Below are 15,579 nucleotides of genomic sequence, written 5' to 3' on the forward strand. Positions count from 1 at the left end.
CAACCAAGATGCCTACACTGACCGCGACCAGCATCGGCTCAGTGAACGCCGGAGCGCGCTCGAACTTGTACGGCGACGGTCACCAGCACAGGGGCAACCCAAGCACCTAGACCACGACCCGGATCGCGTCCGGGTTCCACCAATACGTCCGCCAGTACACGACCGGGAAGCCGTCGCCTTCCAGGAAGGTCACCTTCACCTGGACCGCGTGCCGGCCGTCCCGGTACCGGATCTTGTGCCAGACCACGCCGTCGTGCCAGCGGCCGCCCACCCGGACTTGCACCCGCGGCTGCTTCCCTGGCTCGAAGCTCTCGTACTTCGGGATCTGGTCCGGCGGGGTCTCGCCCCGGCGGATCCGGACCGCGTCGCCGTCCAGGAGCTGCTGCTCGGCGGGGCTGACGGCGGTAACCGATGCCCGGACCTCGAAGACGGCCGGGTCCCACCAGAACCAGACCCGCCGGCGACCGTCGGGCAGGACGGGCCACACCAGCAGGTGCACGGCTTCCCGGCCGTCGGAGTGTTCACGGCGCTCGGTCACCGCGGCGCGGTACAGGCGTCCGTCAAGCTGGAAAGCCACGCGCTGACGGCGGTACTCCGGGATCGGTTCAACGTATGCGGGCGGCTCCCCCGGCACCCAAGGCGGCACCTCCACCGCATCACGCCAATCGCGCACACGTTCGACTCTAAAACATGCAGACGAGCGCAGCCAAGCCCGCTACGCGGGGGCTACCCAATCGGGCTACTCCCCGGCGTAGTCGTCCCCGTAAGCGGCCTTCCGTAGCGCACGCCCCAACTCGTAGGCGCCGTGCTCGGCTTCCAGCCCGGACGCCTCGATGGCCGCCCGCAACTCCGCCGCGAGCTCCACCCAGGCCGCGTGCAGTCGGTCGCCTTCCGACCGCTGCTCCTCTGTCCACTCCAGCACCGGACCCGTCGCACGGTGATGCTCGCGCACCGCCTTACGGGCCGTATCAACCGATCGCTGCAGGTCAGACAGGGAATCGGGAACGCTCAAGTTGGCCATGGCCCGGAGCGTACGCGCCAGCACCGACAACGCGAGGCCGGCCAACGGTCCCGCGCAGTGCCGAGCGGCCCCGCAGTGGCCGGGGTGGTGAACGCCAGCGCGCGACCAATGTCAAACCATCGTGATCCGCGTCGGAATCGCTGGTTGCCACGGATGCAGGGCCTCAACTGCATCGAGGGGCAACGAGACGCATCGAGCTATAGTGGCTTCGCGCGCATGTGGCACAGCCCGACTTCTACTGCGACAGTAGAAAAGTCGAAGGTGGACTTCCGCCCTATGGCTCCACAGTGCGGAGCACGGCTCTACGAGAAGAGCCCGACCCTGGTTGCACCCAAGGTCGGGCCATCCCGTGGGGTATCGAGCGGGTCCGGCCGACCAGCTACCGGCCGGGCTCGCTTAGCTTTGCCCGCCGCCATCTTCCGGGGTCCCTCTCGATCATGGGGGCACTAGCGTGCCAGCTGCTCCACACAGCCCGCGACAGCTGCTATCGCGGTCATCACAGCGATCAGTAACTGGATCCAGTTAGGACCAGGACTCTCACCGTTGGGCCGCTTCGGCTTCCGTCTCCCCATGGCGCTCACCTCCTCACCGCGGTAAAGCCCCCTTGCGGAGGACCCCGGCCTCTGCCGAGGTGTTCGTGTGCGGTGAGTGATGAACGGATGTCAGCTTAGCGGTGGGGGTCGACAACGAAGGCCACTCACTATGCCTCCCGAGAGGGCTTGGGAGGCTCGCCAGACCTATGTACTACAGGCAAGACGCTCCAGGGGAAGTTGATCCAGTCGTCGGTGCGCCGCCAGACGTAGTCGCACTTCACGAGCGAGTGCGACTTCTCGTAGATCACCGCGCTGCGCACCTCGGCGACGTGGTCGGCACAGAAGTCGCGGACGAGCTTGAGCGTCTTGCCCGTGTCGGCGACGTCGTCCGCGATCAACACCTTCTTGTCGGAGAAGTCGATCGCGTTCGGCACCGGGGCCAGCATCACCGGCATCTCCAGCGTCGTCCCGACCCCGGTGTAGAACTCGACGTTCACCAGGTGGATGTTCTTGCAGTCGAGCGCGTACGCGAGCCCGCCCGCCACGAACACCCCGCCGCGGGCGATCGACAGCACGAGGTCCGGCTCGAAGCCGTCGTCGGCGATCGTCTGCGCCAGGTCCCGCACCGCCTGCCCGAAGGCCTCGTACGTCAGGTTCTCCCGCGCCGGCCCGCTCATGCGCTCAGACCTTCGTCCGGTGGAAGTTGAGGTAGGAACGCGACGGCGTCGGCCCCCGCTGCCCCTGGTACCGCGAACCGTACTTGTCCGAGCCGTACGGGAACTCCGCCGACGAGGTCAGGCGGAAGAGGCACAGCTGCCCGATCTTCATGCCCGGCCAGAGCTTGATCGGCAGCGTGGCGACGTTCGACAGCTCCAGCGTCACGTGCCCCGAGAAACCGGGGTCGATGAAGCCCGCCGTCGAGTGCGTCAGCAGCCCCAGCCGGCCGAGGCTCGACTTGCCCTCCAGGCGCGAGGCGATGTCGTCCGGCAGGGAGATCACCTCGTACGTCGAGGCCAGCACGAACTCCCCGGGGTGGAGGATGAACGCGTCGTCCCCCTCCGGCTCCACCAGCCGCGTCAGGTCCGGCTGCTCGACGGCCGGGTCGATGTGCGGGTACCGGTGGTTCTCGAACACCCGGAAGAAGCGGTCCAGCCGGACGTCGATGCTCGACGGCTGCACCATCGACGGCTCGTACGGGTCGATCCCGACCCGCCCATTGTCGATCTCGGTCCGGATGTCCTTGTCAGAGAGAAGCACGCAAGCAGATTACGCGGGGACCGGGCTCCGGGCCGAATCGAGCCGACCCGGCCCGGAGCCCCGCGTCACGTCCGACCTGCGCGTCCGGACCTGCGCGGCTACTTGCCGCTGTCAGCCGCCACGGGGACGGCGCTCCGCAGCCGCGCACACCGCGGACACCTGATCAAGCGCCCGGGGCCGAGCCTTCCGGCGCCCAGGTTCTGCATCGGGAACGTGGCGGTGCTGAAAACGTGCCCTTCGGCACAACGAACGACGGTGCGATCCATCGCTCCCCTTCTCCCCGGTACCTCAACGACGAAAGCCACATTAGGGGATGAACCCACCCCCGCCTCACGCGGCACTCCGCCCACTCAGGCACCCCGGGTCCCCCTCACCGTACGCCCCCCGCACCTCCCCGCGCACGCCATTCCGGAGGCAACACGAAGGCCCCGGAGGTATGCGTCCGGGGCCGGGCATGGGGTACAGTGTGCGAGGTCAGATGCCTCAACAGGTGTCTTACGCGGGTGTAGTTTAATGGTAGAACATGAGCTTCCCAAGCTCAGAGCGCGGGTTCGATTCCCGTCACCCGCTCCAACTATGAAGGCCCAGGCCAGGGACTCAGTCCCCAACCTGGGCCGTTGTGTTGTCTAGACCGATTCAGGCGCGGCGCACCACCTCCGCACCACCTGATACCTCTTCCGGATGGTCACCGTCCTTCTCCCGCGTGGCCCGCACCATCTTGTCCAGCCCGCTCGTGACCTCTTTGTAAATCAGCGCAGCCTGCTCCGGCTGACCGGCCCGCACCATCGTGTCCTTGAGGGTTGCGCCGGTGCGAATTCAAATCGCGTGTTCTCTGCGGCGAAGGTCCCTAGAGCGATCGGACCTTCAATTCACGCGGTGGCACGTCTGCACGCGCCCACAGCACGGGCCCGCCGACTCTTGGCATACATCGCCGCCGGCCGCAAACTCATGAGGTCCTGAGTCGTTTCGGTTCCCTGGCTGTGCCAGGCCTCCAAGGCTGGAGAACTATCGGACTCCTAGGGAAGTGACGGCGGCCCTGGCGGAGGTTGTTGATTACTTGTTCCCTGATTGAGGCCCGACTGCAAGCCCTGGAATACAGAAAACGGAGAAACACTAAGTCGTTGACTTCCCCAAAATAGGGCGGGAGCCGCAAGAAAAGTCATCGCACCTAGGAGGGCGGCCACTTCGGGAACCCCAAGCGCAATAGCTGATCCGGCAACCCCAGTCGCCAAGACGCCGCCGGCTAGAACCAGCCAAGTGTCTCGATGCCGCGCCGGGGAACGCCGCAAGAGCGGGAAATCGCCTGTAGGAATGTCGCTCTCGTCAAGCAACCCCTGCCAGCGCCCTTGAATAAGCCTCTCTTGGAGGACCGCCACCAGCCGAACAAGTTCCTTTATCGAATCAATGCTCCCATGCCGTCGCACTTCAGCCATCGCCTCATGTAGTGCGCGCTGCACCGTGGCCACATATGCCGACATCTCTTCCCGTTGAAGCGAAGTCCCGGGAACATAGACAGCAAAATCTCCGAGGTTATATACCAACTCCGACATTCTATGGTTGAGGAGAATGAAGGGCCTAATCCTCTGTTTGACAGTGCTATGGCACGTACTGAGGACGTTCTGGCAATTCAAAATTGGCGCGTACGGATATTCGCAAGCCCAGCGCATCTGACGCCTGGCCAAAAGCGTCATCATGACCATGACGGTCAATGCGTAAACGCCCACACCAATGCCTGCCAGCAGGGTGAACCCTAGCTGAAGCGCGATGAAATATGGAGCAAACGGAATAAAGAAGAGGGGAGCCCAGAACGCAGGCATCCTATTAATCGCCCGCAGAGCTCGACTGCAAATACTTACGGACTGCCTGACGACAGGACCCTTGAATCGATATTCACCACCAGCAAATCGCCGAATCGCCATTGCGCGCCGATCGACGACAAAGCTCCAGCGGGATTCCTTCACCTTGTGCGGCAAAAATGATACTGGCCTACCCCCCTCCCACGCCATCACGCGCCCTTCCCTTTCCAGGAACGAAAGAAAGGAAAACGTGACAATCGCCGCGAATGCGAAAATTACGGGAATGAGGTAAAGCCCCTCCTTCATAAAGGTAGGCCAATCCACTTCGATCCCCCATGAAACACTTGTAGTTTGCGCTGATATCCACGCTTATTTGAGTCAGCTGCCGAATCCGCAACCGCCCGGCGCCAGATCTGAAGTGTAGGGCCCTCTCCCATCTCGTCCAGGCGTAACTTGACATCTCTGGCGGCATCTCTCCACACCTGAGACGGACAGACTCGGCCAGTAAGAGGACACCACAGCGCGCACGCGGGCCCTCATCAACCAATTGCGCAGGCCGAGGCAAGGGGGTCAAGCTCAGAGCGCGGGTTCGATTCTCGTCACCCGCTCCAAAGATGAAGGCCCAGGCCAGGGACGCAGTCCCCAACCTGGGCCGTTGTGTTGTCTAGACCGATTCAGGCGCCGCGCACCACCTCCGCACCACCTGGCCCCTCTTCCAGCTGGTCAGCGTCGTTCTCACGGGCGGCGCGCACCATCTTGTCCAGCCCGCTCGCGACCTCTTTCTGACGCTCGCGGTCCGAGTGCTGGTAGATGAGCGCCGCCCGCTCCGTCGACTGGCCGGCCCGCACCATCGTGTCCTTGAGCGTGGCGCCGGATCGGGTCGACAGGGTGTGCCCGGTGTGCCGGAGGTCGTAGAACCGGAAGCCGTCCGGCACCCCCACGACCGCCCGCGCGCGGCGCCACTTCCGCCCGAAGGACGACCGCCGGAACGGCGCACCCTTCTCCCCCACGAACAGGAGACCTTCCGGGCCCTTCTCGGCGTACCAGTCGAGGTGCCGACGGAGCTCCGTGCGAAGGAACGCCGGCAGCACGACGTACCGCTTCCCTGCCTCGGACTTCGTCGGGCCTTCTGCGCGCTCCCCGGTGCTCAGTTCCGGCGCGGCTTTGCGGACGCGGATCGTCATCGTGTCGATGTCGACGTCCTTGCGCCGTAGCTCTGCCTGTTCCTCCGGGCGCAGGGGCCCATAGGCACCGAGGTAGACCATCAGGCGCCACCGCGGGCCGACAGCGTCAGCGAGCGCGTCCACTTGGGGCACAGTGGCGATCTCTCGTTCTTCCGCCACCTCCTTGCCGGCGCCTCTGATCCGGCAGGGGTTACGGCGGATCAGTTCGTCGTCGGTGGCCGTCTCCAGGATGGCCTTGAGCAGCCGGTACGACTTGGCAACGGTGGTCGCTGCGCCCGTGGTGGCGAGCCGTTCGGTTCGCCACTCACGCACGCGCGGCGGTGTGATCTCGTCCAGGTCGTATTCCTCGAACGTGGGTAGGACGTGCAGCCGGAGCAGCCGTTCGTACAGTTCCTCGGTCAGCGGCGCGACCCCGCGTTCCTTGACCCACTTCAGCGCGTATTCCTCGAAGTTGACCGCACCCGCATCCGGGTCACGCCAGTCCTTCCGCGTGATGTCTGCCTCTACCTGGGACAGCCAGATTTCCGCGTCGGCCTTGGTGTCGAAGGTGTCCGGTGCCCTGCGTCGCAGCCCGGTCGGGTCGACGTATGAGGCGGTCCAGCGGCCGGAGCGGTACATCCGCACCGCTCCAAAGCGCCGCATGGCCTTGCCCTTCTTCGGTCCCATCTTCGCCACTTACGCGGCCCTCCTTTGGTGACGTCGGCGAGGCTGAATGGGCTGAACGGTGTGTGCTTCGACGTACGCCGTCAGCGCGCTTTCGGGGATGCGGACGTGGCGGCCGACTTTGACGAAGGTGATTCGCCGCTCGGCAATGAGGCGGCGAGGAAACCGCTCGGTTGTGCCGAGCACTTCGGCCACCTCGGCAACCGACAGGAATCGCTCACGCAAGACGTTCACCTCGCTTCGGGACTGTGCTGCCGAGTGGGATTGGAGCCTGACGATCCGGCCCTGTGGTGTGCGTGGTGCGGCGGCCATCCGGCGCTTCTCCTCCGTACGCGCTCATCGGGGCCCGCGGCCCCCTTCTGGGAAGTCCGCTACATCCGCTACGCCGCTACATCGCAGGTCAGCGGGTGGTTTTTTGTAGCGGAGAGGTTCGATGTAGCGGCTACGCACGCGAACCGCGTCGGCGGGCGTAGCCGCTACATCTGGGGTTGCCGCTACAGATTCATGGCCTCTGAGCTGGGATGTAGCGGTGTAGCGGCTGTAGCGGACTTCTGGGGAGGGGGGCAGTAGCGGGCCCACGCGTCGTCCAGGTCCTTGGCATGGAAGCCCTTGAGGATCCCGCCGGTGGTGCGGATGTTCCGGGACCTGATGGGCTCGTTGTCGCCCGTCATGTACTCGGCGAGCATCCGGGACAGCCGCCGGTTGTCCAGGGGCTTACCGTCCAGGTCAGCCCATGGGGCGTCGTCCAGGGCGTTCAGCCGGTCCAGGATGGAAATCGTGGGCAGGCGGTCGACGCCGATCAGCACGTGGTCGCGCAGGTCGGTGAGCAGCCGGATACCGATGCTGTGCTTGTCGGTGTACTGCGCGGCCCGCACGAGGGTGAGGCAGGCATCGCGGGCCCGACGGGGCCAGTCGCCGCCGGCAGCATCAGCAACGGCCAGCAGGGGCTCCCACACGTCCGCGGGGCGGTCGGTGACGCCGTCGGGCATCTGCGGCCAGGCGCCCATGACGAACCCGCGGGCCTGCTCTGCCCACTGCGCGAGGTTGTCGCGCAGCCGGTGGCCTTCGGCCTCGTGAACGCGGGCCCGGAATGGCTCCACGCGTTCGGTGCGGGCACGGCGGCGCATGCGGATGACGACGGAGCGGGTCAGGATCGTGTCGGGCAACGAGCCGAGTCCTGCGACCGCGACCGCGCAGTATGAGGGGAATGCCTGCACGGTCTGATTGCCGCCGTCCCCGATGCACCGGTAGGTGACGCCGGAGCGGCGGTGGCCGGCGTTGAGGAAGCCTCGGAGCTCCTCGTTGTCGCCTGCCTTGGGGCCGAAGATGGTGTCGATCTCGTCGAACAGGATCGTGGGCCGCCCGGCGTTGCCGGAGACGGCCCGGAACAGGGCTGCGGCGGAGGCGTTGACCGCGACCATGGGGTGCGGCACGAGGGTTTCCACGATCTCCAGCGCCCGCGATTTCCCTGACCCCGGCTCGGGGGACAGGAACGCCAAACGCGGTGTGGAGTCGAAGCACTCCAGCAGGTGCGCGTGTGCGTCCCACAGGGCGACCGCGACGTATGCGGCCTCGGTAGGGAAGGCGTTGAAGCGGCGGTGGAAGGCTTCCACCTCGTTCAGCAGTGCTGCGCCGTCGGTCATGGGGGCAGTCCTCCGGTCGGTTTGCTGCTGGGGGTCAGGGCGAAGAGCTGACAGGACGCCCTCACGGGCGACGACTTTCGGCGCACCACTCGCCGCGGGGGCGTGGGCCGGTGTGGCGGGGCGGGGGCCGTCGGGGGTGGGGATGCTCTTCAGTGAGGCGGGGGCGGTCATGCCGTGTCCCGGCGGCGCGGGTTGTGGGCGATGGACCAGTTCAGGGCACTGCGCAGGGTGGAGCGGCACTGTGACGCCGGGAGTCCGACCGCCTCGCCTGCTTCCTGAAGAGCCTGCTCGACCACATGCCGGGGGAGGTCGCCCCACGCGACGAACCGCCCCACGGCGCGTGCGGCCCGGAACAGCGTCGCCTCACGCGAGCCTTGTTGGGCCGTAGCGACGTTCCGCGTCTCATTGGCGAGCGCAATGTCAGCGTATCTGCCAAATTGCCCCGCTACGGCCACTGAGGGTGCCTGTGCGGGCTTGGGGGCCGGTTGCAGGATGCTTTGCAGCCATCGGGGCAGTGAGACGACCACAGGGCCGCCTGCGGCCTCGTATCGGCCGCTGGGGGTCTCAGAGCCGGCGGCGACGACGTATCCGCCCCACGCGCGGGTGTCGACCAACGGGCCGACGGTGCCGGCGGTGTTAGCCAACCGGATGCCGGCCGGTGCGGTGAAGTACAGGTGTTCTCCGCCGCTCGCGGTCCGGGTCCGGTAGGTGTCGGGGACGGCCTGTCCGGCGCGCTCGCAGAGCGCCTTAAAGGTCGCCGCGCCGCAAGGTGCGTCTGCACTGCCGTTGTCCTTGGGCATGTCGAGGTCGACCACCACCAGTCCCGAAGGGCCCGTGGCGATACCGACGTTGAACGGCCCTTGCGACCAGGCCGCGCGAATGCGATCCGGGTCGGTGGTGGCGCGCTGCTCCCACTTGCGATGCCCCGTGGCGCAGGGACCGGTGCGGGGGCAGGTGGCCTCCCCGTGCAGGGCAGGCCGCTTGCTGACGGGGCGCAGCGGGAAGACCGCCCAGCCCTGTTCGGCGGCGCTTAAGGCTGCCGATAGCAGCGCAGATCGTGGGTCGTGGGTCATGCTGGATGTCCTCCAGTTCGCTTACGGGCGCTGGATGCGGGGGCGGCTCGGGACTTTGGCGAGACGCGGGCCGCCCCTGGCGTGCTGCCGGCGCTGACGTGCTTGGGAGCTCCGGTAGGACGCGGGGAATGGGGGTGTCGGTGGTGGCGCGTACGGTGACGCCATGCCGAGTGAATCGCTGGAGTTGACGCCGGGCAGGAAGACCACCCGGGCCGCGCTGGACAAGGCTTTCAATGGCCCGGAAGCCAAGGGGAAGCCGTCACAGGGCGGCGTCGTCTACTACAGCAAGACCGGAACGGTGCTGCTGTTCTCCGATCCGAAGAAGAGCAAGGACCACGGCTACAACTTCGACGGTTGGGCGGAGAGCGATGACCTTGGTCCGGTCTTCGACTACACCGGCACCGGAACCACCGGCCACCAGGTCCTGACGGGACTGAACGAGCGGGTGCTGCAGCACCAGGCCCAGGGCCATGTGGTGCACCTGTTCATCTCCGAAGGCAATGTCGGTGACAGCGGGACCCGCTGGCAGCGATACGTGGGCCAGATGACGGTGGACACGGTCGTCCCGTACGTGGAGCGCTGGGATCACGACAAGACAGGCGCCCTCCGCCGGCTGTACGTATTCCGGCTGCGGCCGTTCGACGGCGACCAGGTGGACATCCGCGCCACCGACTCTGTCCAGCCGTTGCAGGAGACCCGGGTAGAGCGGGTGCCGTTCCCGGAGACGACCGCTGATTTGGTGCCGCCGGAGGCTTATGACACCGATGAGAGCGTGGTGAATGGCACCAGTGAGCCGCGCACGGCCAAGCGCCGCGAAGCCAAGCTCACTGAGGCATTCAAGGACTACCTGGAATCCCAGGGGCACGAGGTAGAGCGCTATCAGATCGCGATCAAGGGAGCTACGAGCACACTCGCGACCGACCTGTACGACGCGACCAGCAGGGTGCTCTACGAGGCCAAGGGACGCGCCCGCCGTAATGACGTGCGGATGGCGATCGGCCAGTTGCTCGACTACCGCCGCCACATCCCCCAGGAGGGCCTGAAGCTTGCCATCCTGCTCCCCGGCGCACCCGAAGACGATGTTAGGGACCTGATTGACGGCCTCGGCATGGCCCTGGTCGTTCCGTCCGTGGACGGCTTCACCGGCATCCCCGATTAGCACGGCCGCCGTATCCGACCTCGCAGAGACCGAAACGGGCCGCTCCCTCTGAGGAGGAGCGGCCCGCCCGCTACGCCGCATCCAAAGCGGGTTGCTGCCAGGCAGGCATACGGGTCAGGACGCGGGCGCGCCAGTTCAAGGCGTACGGAAGGCAGTTGGCACAGTTCTTGTGTGTGTGACCCGTCATCGCGGGCCGATGTCGGGCGTGGGTGGACCAGGCCAGCGAGTCCGCAGAGGCCAGCAGGTGGCCGACCTTCTCTAACCCGAGGGTCTTGAAGCCGAAGCCGTGCAGGCGCAGCCCGTATCCGGCGAGGGTGGTGACGATGGCCGCGGCCTCGCGGGTGGCTTGCCGGCGGCAGACCGAACCCAGTCCGACGGTCGGTTCTCGGGTGAGGTCGACGCCTGCGGCCTCGTACAGGCTCACGCAGCGTTCGTAGTCCGGGAGCTCCCAGCCCTGCAGTACCGGGATGATGGGAAGGTCCGGGGCGAGGGAGCGTAGTTCCAGGTAGTTGGCGACGGTGCGGCGTTGGTGTTCGCCGATGCTCAGGTGGGTGCCGGCAAAGTGCTGGGGGCCGGCGGTGCCGCCGTGGAGCATGATCGGTTCGCACATCCAGTCTTGCGGCGCTGCCCAGTTGAACGGGCCCACGCCTTCCCATATCCGCCGCAGATCAGCGACGTACTGGCGCGGAGCGCGAGTCCAGCGGCCGTGCCGTTGGAGTTCGGAGAAGCCTCCGGAGTCCACCGCGTACGGGCCTAACGCTTCGGGCAGGCTGCGCGCGGCGGTGAAGTGCTCGGACTTGAGGAACAGCGGCACGCTGGTGAGTCGGACCCAGTGGCGTTTGTGGGTGGTCAGGTAGAACAGCACCGCGCCCCCTGGTCAGCCGTGGAAGTGGTTGCGCTTGAAGACGGCCTTGCGGATGTTGACCGTGGTCCCGCGGTCGCCCTTGTCGCTGCGGAGGACTTGGGCGGCGATCCATCCGCCGAAGATGACCGCGGCCAGGATGATGAGCTGGTGGACCAGCGCCGCGAGTGCGGCGATGAACGTCGTCAGCAGCACCAACCCGCCGCACACGGCGGCGAAGCCGACACCGCCCAACGCGATGTTGACCGCGGTGCGGGAGACGACCGGCCGCGTCTGCTCCGGCAGCGGGGCCGGTGTGGGAGTGAGGGTGTAGCCGGTGACGACGCGGCCGTCCGGGAGGACGACGCTCGTCACAGTCGCCGCGGTGTCCGGCTGGAGGGGCGGGAGCGGGGCGGCATACGGCTGCACGGGTGCGAGCGGAACCGGTTGGTGGATGGTCACGGCCTGCTCGGTGGCCGCGGCGGGGGTGCTGTCGGGGAACATGCGGAATCCCTTCTCACCATCGTTCAGGGAGGCTGAGGCACCCCCTGTCGGGGTGCCTCAGGCGGGGGTGTTGGGGGTGCTGACCTGCGGTCCTCCCTGCTTCCCTGATGGATCATCTGTGCTGGTCAGGGGCAGGGAGGCGGGTCAGGGAGGGGTTCAGGGAGTTCTCCCTGCCTCCCTGACCCGCCGGGGGTGCGGCTCCCTCTACTTCTCAGCGGAAGCGGAACCGTCGGCGTCGCGGTTGGCAAGCGCCCGGGCGAGCCGGTCATGGCCGATGACCATGCGGCCGTCGGACTTGTAGGGCTCAGCGCCGGTGCCGTCCAGGACGCGCTTGAGGTCGATGAACGACCAGCCGCCGTAGGCGTCCGCGTTCAACGTCGCCAGCCGCTTCAGCACGTCCTGCGTCAGCACCCGCGCGGCATCCCCGACCACGTCGGCGATGTCCGCGAGAGGGTCGCGGTCCTCACCGTGCTCGATGACTCGCAGCGTGGTCACCCCGTCCCGCATCCGCTTCGCCCGCTCTGCGATCTCGGTCGCGGTGTCGGTGTCGATGTAGTGGGTTCGGACCGTGATGGACGCCTGACCTGCGGGGATGGCGATCCCGTCGGAGGCGACGACGACCGTGCCCTTGTCCAGCCCCGGGCGGAGCAGGTTGGGGGCGGCGCCGCCATCGACGGCCTTGTCCCCCAGCGCCATACGGGCCTGCGACTCCGTACCGAGCGCAAGCGACGCACGCGTGTGCGCTCCCTCGCGCACAAGCTTGGGGAGGTTCTGGTCGGTGGGGTCCTGGGTTCCCTGCCACAGCAGCACGTTCACGGCACGGCCCTGGTTGTGGATCTTCCGGGCGGCCATGAAGTACCGCGACGTGGCCTTCGACCCGCCGTAGGGGCGTTTGTCCTCGTCCTTGAGCGGGCACATGAACGCGACCTGCGCCTCGTCCACCAGCACGATCAGGGGCGGGAAGACGCTTCCGGGCGGGGCGGTCAGGCGCCGCTCCATCTCGGCAACGCCGCTCTCGACCATCTCCGTTGCCTGGATGACGTGGTCATCGGTCGGGCCCTGGATCAGCACGGTGGCCAGGCCGTCGAACATGGCCCAGTCACCCGCGCCCTTCAGGTCCGCGACCCGGAACTCCACCGAACGATCGAGCGCCAGCCACAACGCGAGTGCACGCAGGGCTGCGGTCTTGCCCTGGTTGGACAGGCCCGTGATGAGCAGGTGGCGCTGATACAGGCTCAGGGTTGCGGCGTCGCCGCGCAGGTCCTGGCCCCACGGGGCGCGGCCCTTGGCGTAGTCGGCCCGAAGTGTCTCGTCCGTCGTGAGAGGGGACGGGCCGATCGGCTCGTCCAACGCTCCGGAATCCGCGATCCACAGCCGCACGGTGCGGGCTGCGGTTGGGATGGTGATGAACACCTCGTGCTCGTGCCTCGTGAGGTTCTCGGCGAGCTTGCGGCGCCGGTTCTGCACCTCGATCGTGGAGACCCCCGACGGGAGGGTGACGTCGACCTCGACGCCGCATCCGGCGATCCGGATCGGCCCGAGCATGGAGGCGCCGGCGTCGCCCATCTCCTTGATGGCGCCTCGCAGGGCGGGCACGCCGAGGTCGCGCAGGGCCTTGACCACGATCGACGGGGTAATCGGCTCCCCCTCAACCGACCGCACGTTCGCCGGCATCGTCCACTGCGGGGCCGCCTGCTGGTGCCGCCCGACAGCCCACAGCGCCAGCAGCGCGAGGAACGGCCCGATCTGCACCAGCGGACCCCACACCACCTGCACGATCGTGATCATCAGGTTGATGAACTTGATCACGGCCATAATCGGGGTCACGACGTCCGTGACGTCCTTCGTCGCGATCGCCATCACGATCCCGAGGGCGACCAGCCCACCGATCCCGACCCCGGTCCCGACCACGATCCCCTTGGCTGCGGCGATGGGCGAGTACAGCAGATCCATGCGCCGACGGTGCCGGGCGGCACGGAAGCGCTGCCCGCGCTCCTCCCACTGCATCGCCTCATCGAACTGCCCCGCGGCCTCCGCCGCGCGCAGCATCCGCTCGTACCGGGCCGCGGTGCGACCCTCCCACGTGCGGCGCACCACGATCCGCGTGCCCCCGAGCACGTACATGCCGTGCCGGATCACCGCACGCGCCACCGTCTTCGTGCGCTCATGCGTGGCAGCCGTCTTCACCGCGCGGCCGGAGCGCACCCAACGCCGCGTGACGCGGGGGCTGTCGGGGGCCGGTATGGGCTTGGGGTCGACGGCGGGCGCGGTGTCGGTGGAGTTGTCTTTGAACAGGCGAACGACGTTGTCACTCATGCTCGGGGCTCTCCTGACTGCCCCGCGCCGGGGGCGTCCACATCGGTGTCGGGGTACGCGCAGGGCACACACATGCCGAGCGACACGGGGATCACGTAGCCCGCATCGGAACGGCAGGAAGGACAGGTACGACGGGCCGTCATCGCCGCGGCGAGCGCAGCCCGCTTTCCGGGGGTCATCGGCCGCACGGGCTTCGCGCGGTCGATCCGGTAGAGGTAGGCGACCAGGACCCCGGACTTCCGCCGGCGGGCCTGGCGCATGAGCTGAGCCGCAACCGGCTGACCACCAGGGCGCAGGCCGCGGGCCCGCAGTTGCCGGCGGGTCGCGTAGCCGTCGGGCGCGAGGCGCCACGGGAAGGTCGGTATCCCCCACGTGGCGCCGGACGGGTCGTAGCACTTCCCGAACGCCGGCGACATCAGGCAACGACCTCAACGTCGCCGCCGCCGGCCCGCTCAGCGCGCAGGGTCTCGCGCAGCACGCGCGCCTTCGCCGGCGAGGTACGCACCGCGCGGCGGATGCCCTCCGCCGTCAGGTCCTCGATCGCCCAACCAGCAGTCGCCTCGCGGGCCTCGATCAACAGCTCATCGGCCGTCCGCACCGGTCGGGGCGATCGGGCCACCTCGGGGACCCGACCGGTCGCCCCACGGGGCCGGGTCGACTCAGCCGCGGCCACCGCGACCGGTGCCGACTCGATCGACCGGACCGGCTCCACCACGGCGGGCGCGGTCGGGGCGGGAAGCTCGACCGGAGCCGGCACCGTGACGAGTGTCGCGGGGGTCGACTCTTCCAGGTCAGCCCTAGACCGATTCCTCTTGGTCTCGGTCGATTCCCCCGCATTCGCGTGCAGAGCCGACTGGTGGTGCAGCACCTTGGCCACCAGGTCGGAGCCGAAGTAGATCGACCCGACCGGCAGCGACGTTGCGAGCAGCACCAGGGCCCAGTTCGCCGGGTCCCAGTCGGCCAGTCGACCCCAGTCGACCGACCCGCCATGCAACTCGGGCACGAGTCCGTGCACGTAGTTCAGCAGCAGGGAAGCGACCGTGTACGTGGCCAGAACTCGCAGTGCGAAGCGGCGGTCCCGATCGGTCAGGACCAAGGTGGCGATCAGGGCTAAGGCCATCAGGCCGTCGACCACGAACGGATACAGCGTCGCCGCGGTCGCGTCCGCGCCGATCGTCTCGGCAACGTCGCGCAGCGCGTTCCAGGAGACCCGGAAGGCCATGCCGACAACGCCGACCAGGGCCAGCACCAGGGCGGCCCGTCCCTTGCGCTTGAGGTTCACGCGGCACCGCCCGACTGCCCGACGGGGCCGTTGGCCAGGACCCGGCGGGCGGCGAGCACGCGCCGGCGGGCCCGACGCAGGCGCCGGGCGTCCACCTCAGTGGGGGTGCGGTCGAGCGTCATGATCTGGGCGTCCAGCAACTCCACCTCAGCGGAGATGAGCGGGAGCTCCCGCTCGATCGCGGACAGCTCAGCGTCCGACGGTTCACCATCGGACAGGGCGCCGGTAACAACCGGATGACGTGCAGCGATGTACGCCATGGGTCACAGTTCCTTTCACGGAGGAACGGCCCGAACAGCACCCCCGG

16 protein-coding genes, 1 tRNA gene and 1 pseudogene are annotated in these 15,579 nt (G+C 67.6%); 2 read left to right on the forward strand and 16 right to left on the reverse strand.

Annotated elements, in window-relative coordinates; all coding sequences use genetic code 11:
* Window positions 1–106: 106 nt before the first annotated feature.
* The 4 genes from AC1VWI_RS21795 to dcd all read right to left on the reverse strand — a co-directional run bounded on the left by AC1VWI_RS21795 (window position 107) and on the right by dcd (window position 2,811).
* The gene (locus tag AC1VWI_RS21795) at window positions 107–577 is read right to left on the reverse strand and encodes a hypothetical protein (protein WP_499512694.1); all 471 of its coding nucleotides are present in this window, start codon (window positions 575–577) and stop codon (window positions 107–109) included.
* A 162-nt stretch (window positions 578–739) separates the two neighbouring features.
* Window positions 740–1,021, reverse strand: a complete 282-nt coding sequence (locus AC1VWI_RS21800) for a hypothetical protein (protein WP_499512695.1) — start codon at window positions 1,019–1,021, stop codon at window positions 740–742.
* Window positions 1,022–1,721: 700 nt separating this feature from the next.
* Window positions 1,722–2,231, reverse strand: a complete 510-nt coding sequence (locus tag AC1VWI_RS21805; RefSeq protein WP_499512696.1) for a phosphoribosyltransferase — start codon at window positions 2,229–2,231, stop codon at window positions 1,722–1,724.
* Window positions 2,232–2,235: 4 nt separating this feature from the next.
* Window positions 2,236–2,811 carry a dCTP deaminase gene (gene dcd, locus AC1VWI_RS21810; protein WP_499512697.1) on the reverse strand — a complete coding sequence of 192 codons (576 nt, stop codon included), beginning with the start codon at window positions 2,809–2,811 and terminating at the stop codon, window positions 2,236–2,238.
* Between the two features lie 499 nt (window positions 2,812–3,310).
* Between dcd and AC1VWI_RS21815 the strand changes: the two genes are divergently transcribed.
* Window positions 3,311–3,384: transfer RNA gene (locus AC1VWI_RS21815), tRNA-Gly, on the forward strand.
* A 63-nt stretch (window positions 3,385–3,447) separates the two neighbouring features.
* Here the strand turns inward: AC1VWI_RS21815 and AC1VWI_RS21820 are convergent.
* The 6 genes and pseudogenes from AC1VWI_RS21820 to AC1VWI_RS21845 all read right to left on the reverse strand — a co-directional run.
* Window positions 3,448–3,624 (reverse strand): annotated as a pseudogene (locus tag AC1VWI_RS21820) (tyrosine-type recombinase/integrase); the annotation flags it as partial.
* Window positions 3,625–3,827: 203 nt separating this feature from the next.
* A complete protein-coding gene (locus tag AC1VWI_RS21825) occupies window positions 3,828–4,913 on the reverse strand; it encodes a hypothetical protein (RefSeq protein WP_499512698.1) in 1,086 nt (361 codons plus the stop codon).
* Between the two features lie 368 nt (window positions 4,914–5,281).
* Window positions 5,282–6,457, reverse strand: a complete 1,176-nt coding sequence (locus AC1VWI_RS21830; protein ID WP_499516882.1) for a tyrosine-type recombinase/integrase — start codon at window positions 6,455–6,457, stop codon at window positions 5,282–5,284.
* Between the two features lie 9 nt (window positions 6,458–6,466).
* Window positions 6,467–6,679: an excisionase family DNA-binding protein gene (locus AC1VWI_RS21835; protein WP_499512699.1), complete on the reverse strand. Its 213-nt coding sequence runs from the start codon at window positions 6,677–6,679 to the stop codon at window positions 6,467–6,469.
* Between the two features lie 269 nt (window positions 6,680–6,948).
* On the reverse strand, window positions 6,949–8,097 hold the full coding sequence (locus AC1VWI_RS21840; RefSeq protein WP_499512700.1) for a DUF3631 domain-containing protein: 1,149 nt from the start codon (window positions 8,095–8,097) through the stop codon (window positions 6,949–6,951).
* Between the two features lie 167 nt (window positions 8,098–8,264).
* Entirely contained in the window at window positions 8,265–9,170 is a 906-nt protein-coding gene (locus AC1VWI_RS21845; protein ID WP_499512701.1) for a bifunctional DNA primase/polymerase, read from the reverse strand.
* 163 nt (window positions 9,171–9,333) lie between these two features.
* On the opposite strand from AC1VWI_RS21845, the gene AC1VWI_RS21850 reads away from it, so the two are divergent.
* Window positions 9,334–10,329: an SRA domain-containing endonuclease gene (locus AC1VWI_RS21850; RefSeq protein ID WP_499512702.1), complete on the forward strand. Its 996-nt coding sequence runs from the start codon at window positions 9,334–9,336 to the stop codon at window positions 10,327–10,329.
* Window positions 10,330–10,399: 70 nt separating this feature from the next.
* On the opposite strand, the gene AC1VWI_RS21855 is transcribed toward AC1VWI_RS21850, so the two are convergent.
* The 6 genes from AC1VWI_RS21855 to AC1VWI_RS21880 form a co-directional block, all read right to left on the reverse strand.
* A complete protein-coding gene (locus AC1VWI_RS21855; protein ID WP_499512703.1) occupies window positions 10,400–11,194 on the reverse strand; it encodes a deazapurine DNA modification protein DpdA family protein in 795 nt (264 codons plus the stop codon).
* Window positions 11,195–11,206: 12 nt separating this feature from the next.
* Window positions 11,207–11,674 carry a hypothetical protein gene (locus AC1VWI_RS21860; RefSeq protein ID WP_499512704.1) on the reverse strand — a complete coding sequence of 156 codons (468 nt, stop codon included), beginning with the start codon at window positions 11,672–11,674 and terminating at the stop codon, window positions 11,207–11,209.
* A 204-nt stretch (window positions 11,675–11,878) separates the two neighbouring features.
* Window positions 11,879–13,990: an ATP-binding protein gene (locus tag AC1VWI_RS21865; RefSeq protein ID WP_499512705.1), complete on the reverse strand. Its 2,112-nt coding sequence runs from the start codon at window positions 13,988–13,990 to the stop codon at window positions 11,879–11,881.
* Window positions 13,987–14,406 (reverse strand): RRQRL motif-containing zinc-binding protein, encoded by a 420-nt coding sequence (locus tag AC1VWI_RS21870; protein WP_499512706.1) that lies wholly within the window; start codon window positions 14,404–14,406, stop codon window positions 13,987–13,989. The genes AC1VWI_RS21865 and AC1VWI_RS21870 overlap by 4 nt, the downstream gene beginning before the upstream one ends.
* Entirely contained in the window at window positions 14,406–15,272 is an 867-nt protein-coding gene (locus AC1VWI_RS21875) for a DUF2637 domain-containing protein (RefSeq protein ID WP_499512707.1), read from the reverse strand. Before AC1VWI_RS21875 ends, AC1VWI_RS21870 begins: the two co-directional genes overlap by 1 nt.
* Complete coding sequence (locus AC1VWI_RS21880; protein WP_499512708.1) at window positions 15,269–15,532, reverse strand: DUF6284 family protein; 264 nt, start codon at window positions 15,530–15,532, stop codon at window positions 15,269–15,271. The genes AC1VWI_RS21875 and AC1VWI_RS21880 overlap by 4 nt, the downstream gene beginning before the upstream one ends.
* Window positions 15,533–15,579: the final 47 nt, after the last annotated feature.

Source organism: Streptomyces sp. TOM-9, from assembly GCF_056858595.1.